Genomic DNA, 5,916 nt, shown 5'->3' on the forward strand with positions numbered 1-5,916 from the left:
GCCGCAAGGCCCGCTCGGGGCCGCCTCTGGCGCGGCCACGCCGCCGCGACCGCGGGCCCGAGCACGCCGCCGCAGGGCACCGGCCGCTGGTCGATCGCGCCGACGAGCGACGAGGGCGCGACGACGCGGGCGCAGGCCCTCGGCGACCTCCTGCTCGACCGCTACGGCGTCGTCACGCGCGGCTCAGTCGAGGCGAGCGGCGTCGTCGGCGGCTTCGCGCTCGTTTACCGCGTGCTCGCCCGCTTCGAGGAGTCGGGGCACGCCCGCCGCGGCTACTTCGTCGAGCAGCTCGGTGCCTCGCAGTTCGCGGCCGCGGGCGCCATCGATCGCCTCCGCGCCGTGCAGCAGCGCCTCGAGACCGACCGCGAACCGCGCCTGCTCACGCTCGCCGCGACCGACCCGGCAAACGCCTATGGCGGCGCGGTCTCGTGGCCCGAGCACGCATCAACCCACCGCCCCGGCCGCAAGGCGGGCGGGCTCGTGACGCTCGCCGACGGCGCGCTCGTGCTCTACGTCGAGCGCGGCGGCAAGACGATGCTCACGTTCAGCGACGACGACTCGCTGCTGCGGCAGGCGGCTTACAGCCTCAGCGACACGGTGCGGCGGGCACGCATCCCGGGCCTCGTCATCGAACGCGTCAACGGCGCCTCGGTGTTCGAGCACGGCATTTCGACGTGGTTGCAGGAGGCCGGCTTCGTCACGACGCCGCGCGGGCTGCGGCTCAAGCCAGAGTCGGGCTATGCCGGAAGGCGATAGCGCCTACCGCGCCGCCCACCACCTCGCGAGGTCGCTCGCGGGGCGCAAGGTGACGGAGTTCTCGCTGCGAGTGCCGGCACACGCGACGGCCGACCTGCGCGGCGAGCGCATCGAAGGGGCCAACGCGCGCGGCAAGCATGTGCTGCTGCGCGTCGGCGAGTTCACGGTGCACTCGCACTTCGGCATGGACGGCAGCTGGCGGCTCGTGCGCCCGGGCGAGGCGGGCCGCGCCTCGTGGCCCGCGCGGCATCGGCTGCGCGCGGTGATCGGCACGGATGCCGTGGTCGCGCTCGGCATCGATCTCGCGAAGCTCGCGCTCTGGCGCACTCGCGACGAGCCGAGCAAGCTCGGCTGGCTCGGCCCCGACCTGCTCGCCGAGGCGTCCGACCTCGAGGAGGCAGCCCGGCGCATCCGGCTCGAGCCCGAGCGCCCGCTGACCGCCGCGCTGCTCGACCAGGGCAACGTCGCAGGGCTCGGCAACGAGTATGTCACCGAACTGCTGTTTCTGCGGGGAATCCGCCCCGACCGGCTCGTGCGCGACACCGCCGACCTCGACGAACTGCTCGCGCACGCCCGCGAGCTCATGCTCGAGAACCGCGACCGCGTCGAGCGCACCTTTACGGGCGACCCACGGCCCGGCCAGCGCAGCTATGTATTTGGCCGCGCGGACCGCCCCTGCCGTCGATGCGGTGCCGTGGTGCTCGAGGGCACGCACGCCTCAGGGCAGCGCGACGGCGGCACGCGGCGGGCGGCCTGGTGCCCGAGGTGTCAGGCGTCCTGACGGATGTGCCCGAGGAACTCGTCGCGCACGTGCGCCATGAGCTCGGGCGTCGAAGCTTCGACGTTGAGCCGCAGCAGGGGCTCGGTGTTCGAGGGGCGCACGTTCGCCCACCACCACTCGCCGCTGCTGCCTTCGCTGATGGTGAGGCCGTCGAGTTCGTCGAGCTCGATGCCCGCGAACTCGGTGCGGAGGCGCTCGAGCACGGCGGCCGCGTCGGCGACGGTCGAGTTGATCTCGCCCGATGCGAAGTAGGGGGTGTGCTCGGCCGCAAGCTCGGAGACCCGGCGACCGGATGCGCCGACTTCGGCGAGCACGTGCAGCGCGGCGAGCATGCCGTTGTCGGCACCCCAGAAATCGCGGAAGTAGTAGTGCGCCGAGTGCTCGCCGCCGAAGACCGCGCCGGTGCGCGCCATCTCGGCTTTGATGAGCGAGTGGCCGACGCGGGTGCGCACGGGCTCACCGCCGAGCTCACGCACGACCTCCTCGACGTGGCGCGAGGTGAGCAGGTTGTGGATCACGGTCGGCTGCGACTCCCCCGCGGCGTTCGCCCGCGCGATCTCACGCGCGGCAACGATCGCGCACACCGCCGACGGCGACACGGGTTCGCCCTGCTCGTCGACGACGAAGCAGCGGTCGGCGTCGCCGTCGAAGGCGAGGCCGAGGTCGGCGCCCTCGGCGACGACGCGCGCCTGGAGGTCGACGAGGTTCTTCGGGTCGAGCGGGTTCGCCTCGTGGTTCGGGAAGTTGCCGTCGAGCTCGAAGTACATCGGCACGACCTCGAGCGGCAGCGCGGGCAGGCCGGCGGCCTCCTGCAGCACCGCGGGCACGGTGTAGCCGCCCATGCCGTTACCCGCGTCGATGACGAGCTTGAGCGGACGGATGCCCGAGAGGTCGACGAGCGAACGCAGGTGGCGCGCGTAGTCGGCCAGAACATCCACGCGCTGCGGTTCGTGAGTGCGATCGACCTCGGGGATGCCCGCGTCGAGGTACGCGGCGGCGCGGTCGCGGATCGCGCCCAGCCCGGAGTCGAACGAGATGCCCTTCGCGCCGGCTGCCGAGATCTTGATGCCGTTGTAGGCGGCCGGGTTGTGCGATGCGGTGAACATCGCGGCCGCGGCGCCCCGCTGGCCCGAGGCAAAGTAGTCCATGTCGGTCGAACACAGGCCGAGGTGCGTCACGCGGGCGCCGCGGGCGGTCGCGCCACGGGCGAAAGCCTCCGCGAACTCGGGGCTCGAGTCGCGCATGTCGTGCCCGATGACGAGCTCAAGGTCGGCGAGCCCGAGCTCATCGACGGTGGCGGCGCCGAGCGCGGTGACGAGCGGTGCGGTGAGGGTGTCACCGACGAGACCGCGGATGTCGTAGTTCTTGACGACCTGGGTCAGGTCACCGCGAAGCTCAGGTTCGATAGCCGAAATCGCAGTATGCATAGGCGCAAATGTAGTCGCTCGGCGGCGGGAGCCCGCACAGCCTCGCCCGCACGGCCGCCGGAATACTGCCCGGGAGGGATGCGTTGGACAAGGGTGCAAGGCGCAATCTTGCGCCATTTCGACGCATGAGGAGGACCCTTTTGACTTCCAACAACCGCATCGTCATTCTCGGTGGGCACGGCAAGGTCGCGCTGCTCGCGGCCCCGAAGCTCACCGCGGCGGGCTTCACCGTCGACGCCGTGATTCGCAATCCCGAGCACGCGGCAGACGTCGAGGCGGCGGGCGCGACACCGCGCCTCCTCGACATCGAGACCGCCACGGTCGACGAGCTCGCCGAGCTGTTCGCGGATGCGCAGGCCGTCGTGTTCTCGGCGGGCGCCGGCGGCGGCAACCCCGAGCGCACCCACCGGGTCGACTTCGTCGCCGCGACGCGCTCGATGGACGCGGCCAAGCAGGCCGGCGTCGACCGTTACGTCATGGTGTCGTACACCCGTGCCGACATCGACATCGATGTGCTGCCCGAGAGCAACAGCTTCTACGCCTACGCCAAGGCGAAGCACGACGCCGACGCCTACCTGCGCGCATCCGAGCTCGACTACACGATCCTCGGCCCGGGATCGCTCACGCTCGAGCCGGCGAGCGGCCAGCTGCTCATCGCCGACGCCGACGGCGAGGGCGTCAACGCGCCCATCGCCGACGACGCGAAGGTCACCTCGCGCGACAACGTCGCGGCCGTCATCGCCCACGTCGTGGCCACCGGCGCCGCCTCGCGCGCCAAGGTGAACTTCTACGACGGCGAGACCCCGATCGCCGACGCGATTCGCTAGCGCAAGCTAGTCGACGCGGCCGATCGGCACGGGCTTGATGAGGGTCCACCCCTCGGGCACGGATGTGCGGCCCGCGTGCAGGGGGCAGAGGTCGTAGGCGTGGGGTTCGGCCCGGAACGCGAGCGGCCCGATGGCGGCCATCTGGTCGCGGTAGTCGAAGGTGAGCGTGTACGCGGCACGCCGCGAGCACCCAACTCGACTACAGGGACGGGAACGCATACCGCCATGCTAGTCCGCCGCTCACCTCGCCGGGGTAGGCTGGCGGCTATGCCTAGGTCTTCGAAGCGTCGGCTCGCTGATGCACGCCGCAGCCGGGGATCCCGCAGCCGCCACGGGCGCAGCCTGCGCTCGAGCGCGGCCGGGCCGTGGCTGCCACAGTTGACGGGCCGCGTTCCCCGATTTCACCTCATCGTCGCCGAAACGCTCGGCTTCCTGCGCTCGATGGCGCCCGAGCAGCTCGCCGAGGTGCGCGTCTACACGGCGCCGATGCCGCCCGACGACCAGCATCGCGACGGCATGGACCGTTGGCAGATTCGCCCGCCGAACGACGTGATCCTCTACCGCGTGCCGCTCGAGCGGCTCGCCAAGCTGTCGTTGTCTGACCCGCGCGACCAGATTCGCTATCGCGAGTACATCGAGCGCGCCGTGATCTCGGCCGTCAACGAGCTGCTCGACGGCGGCCTCGGCGGCATCATCAACGACGACCTGCTCGACCCGCCCCGCTAGCGCGTGACCTGAATCGGCTCGGCGTCGGCGTTGCCCGGCTGCACGGGGAAGCTCGCGATGCGGCCGCCCTCGGCGTAACTCACAGCGGCGTAGAGTCCGTCGGCGTCGACGAGCTCGATCTCGCCGGCGGCGTCAACGCGGTGCGTCGCGTTCGGCTCGAGCGTCACCTCGTCGCCGTCGATCGTGACGGTGCGCGGCGCATCCGTGAAGTTCGTGAGCGAGAGCATCGCGCTCGGCCCGCTCGGCACGGCGACCATGACGTCGTCGCTCAGAGTCGGCGACGAGGCCAACCAGCCGAACTCTTCCGCCTCGAGCGGCGCGACTCGACCCGAGATCGCGACGGGCTGGTCGGACTCGACGCGCACCGAGTAGGTGCCGCTCGCGAGCGAGGTGATCGGATAGTCGATGACCACGTTCGGCTGCAGCTCAAGATCGATCTGCTCGGCCTGCGCGCCGTCTTCGGTGTAGAGCTGCAGGCTCGCGCTCGTGGCCGTGTCGTTCGGGTTCGCGAGTCGCACCGACGTGCCGACGGTGGTCGACGCGGTCTCGTCGTCCTCCGCCCGCTCGTACACGTAGAGGCCCGGCAGCACCTGCTCGGTCGAGGGCAGCGCCGACGGCCCGACGATGTCGCTGCCCGCGGGATCGAGCGTGCTCGTGATGGTTTCGTGGAGGAAGCTCGCGACCTCGGCACCGGTCGACGTGACCTGAATGGCGAGGGATGCGGCATCCGGGGCAATTCCGGCGAGCGAAATCTCCTGCCGCTCGCCCGGGGCGACGACGGTCTCGGGAATCGAGGGCGACACCGGGCCGGATTCGTCGTAGGCGTTGAAGTTGACGCGCGCCTCGACGTTCCCAGGGTTGACGACGTCGATGACGAGGGTGTGCCCGACGGTGGTGTCGCCGGCGAGCAGCCACTGCGACGACGTCGGCTGCATGCACGCGGTCGCCGAGAAGCCGCTCGCGTTACCGCCCGAGGCGATCACCGTCTGCGCCGCCGCGAGCTGGGTGATCTCGCCGTCGACGACACCGGGCATGCTCAGCACGCTCGGGCCCGAGCCCTCGCCCGTGTCGCCGAGCTCGGTCGTCTCGGGCTCGCCACCGGTCGCCGCGCTCGCCACGGTGGGCGAGCCGACCGCGGTGATCTCGGACGCATCCGACGAGACGCCAAGCTGCTGCAGCGGGCCGGGGCACACGCGCAGCTGCTCGCCCGGCTCGGGCGTCACCGAGACCGGCACGGCCTCGGCTTGGAACTGCGGCAGGGGCATCCAGCCGAGCGCCCAGACGCCCACCGCGACGATCGCGAGCGCTGCGACCGTGCCGCCCGTGCGCGCGGCGGTCGAGGCGGCGCCGCGCCGACGGCGTTCCTGGGCGCGCGAGCGGCCGGATGCGCGCTTGCGGC

7 protein-coding genes are annotated in these 5,916 nt (G+C 71.6%); 4 read left to right on the top strand and 3 right to left on the bottom strand.

The genetic code is table 11. The features are described from left to right. On the top strand, positions 1–756 hold a 756-nt coding region (locus QM019_RS12360; protein WP_428831968.1), incomplete at its 5' end, for an Lhr family helicase. Beyond that, on the top strand, positions 740–1,537 hold the full coding sequence (locus QM019_RS12365) for a DNA-formamidopyrimidine glycosylase family protein (RefSeq protein ID WP_282853257.1): 798 nt from the start codon (positions 740–742) through the stop codon (positions 1,535–1,537). The genes QM019_RS12360 and QM019_RS12365, both read left to right, overlap by 17 nt. Here the strand turns inward: QM019_RS12365 and QM019_RS12370 are convergent. Beyond that, positions 1,525–2,964 carry a phosphomannomutase/phosphoglucomutase gene (locus tag QM019_RS12370; RefSeq protein WP_282853258.1) on the bottom strand — a complete coding sequence of 480 codons (1,440 nt, stop codon included), beginning with the start codon at positions 2,962–2,964 and terminating at the stop codon, positions 1,525–1,527. The two genes, QM019_RS12365 and QM019_RS12370, sit on opposite strands and share 13 nt — an antisense overlap. A 140-nt stretch (positions 2,965–3,104) precedes the next feature. Here QM019_RS12370 and QM019_RS12375 point away from each other — a divergent pair, with 140 nt between their 5' ends. Next, on the top strand, positions 3,105–3,791 hold the full coding sequence (locus QM019_RS12375) for an NAD(P)H-binding protein (RefSeq protein WP_282853260.1): 687 nt from the start codon (positions 3,105–3,107) through the stop codon (positions 3,789–3,791). Positions 3,792–3,797: 6 nt separating this feature from the next. On the opposite strand, the gene QM019_RS12380 is transcribed toward QM019_RS12375, so the two are convergent. After that, positions 3,798–4,010: a DUF3499 family protein gene (locus QM019_RS12380; protein WP_249386330.1), complete on the bottom strand. Its 213-nt coding sequence runs from the start codon at positions 4,008–4,010 to the stop codon at positions 3,798–3,800. A gap of 48 nt (positions 4,011–4,058) precedes the next feature. Here QM019_RS12380 and QM019_RS12385 point away from each other — a divergent pair, with 48 nt between their 5' ends. Beyond that, complete coding sequence (locus tag QM019_RS12385) at positions 4,059–4,517, top strand: hypothetical protein (RefSeq protein ID WP_249386331.1); 459 nt, start codon at positions 4,059–4,061, stop codon at positions 4,515–4,517. Here QM019_RS12385 and QM019_RS12390 read toward each other — a convergent pair. Beyond that, positions 4,514–5,916, bottom strand: a 1,403-nt coding sequence (locus QM019_RS12390; protein ID WP_282853263.1) for a DUF5719 family protein, incomplete at its 5' end; no start/stop codon positions are given. The genes QM019_RS12385 and QM019_RS12390 overlap by 4 nt on opposite strands.

Origin of the sequence: Gulosibacter sediminis, from assembly GCF_030011715.1 — a bacterium.
GTDB classification, from domain to species: domain Bacteria; phylum Actinomycetota; class Actinomycetes; order Actinomycetales; family Microbacteriaceae; genus Gulosibacter; species Gulosibacter sediminis.

Excerpts from the sequence above, each read along its gene's own strand:
- QM019_RS12380 (WP_249386330.1), bottom strand. The coding sequence starts at position 4,010 with ATGCGTTCCCGTCCCTGTAGTCGAGTTGGGTGCTCGCGGCGTGCCGCG.
- QM019_RS12370 (WP_282853258.1), bottom strand. The coding sequence starts at position 2,964 with ATGCATACTGCGATTTCGGCTATCGAACCTGAGCTTCGCGGTGACCTG.
- QM019_RS12385 (WP_249386331.1), top strand. The coding sequence starts at position 4,059 with ATGCCTAGGTCTTCGAAGCGTCGGCTCGCTGATGCACGCCGCAGCCGG.
- QM019_RS12365 (WP_282853257.1), top strand. The coding sequence starts at position 740 with ATGCCGGAAGGCGATAGCGCCTACCGCGCCGCCCACCACCTCGCGAGG.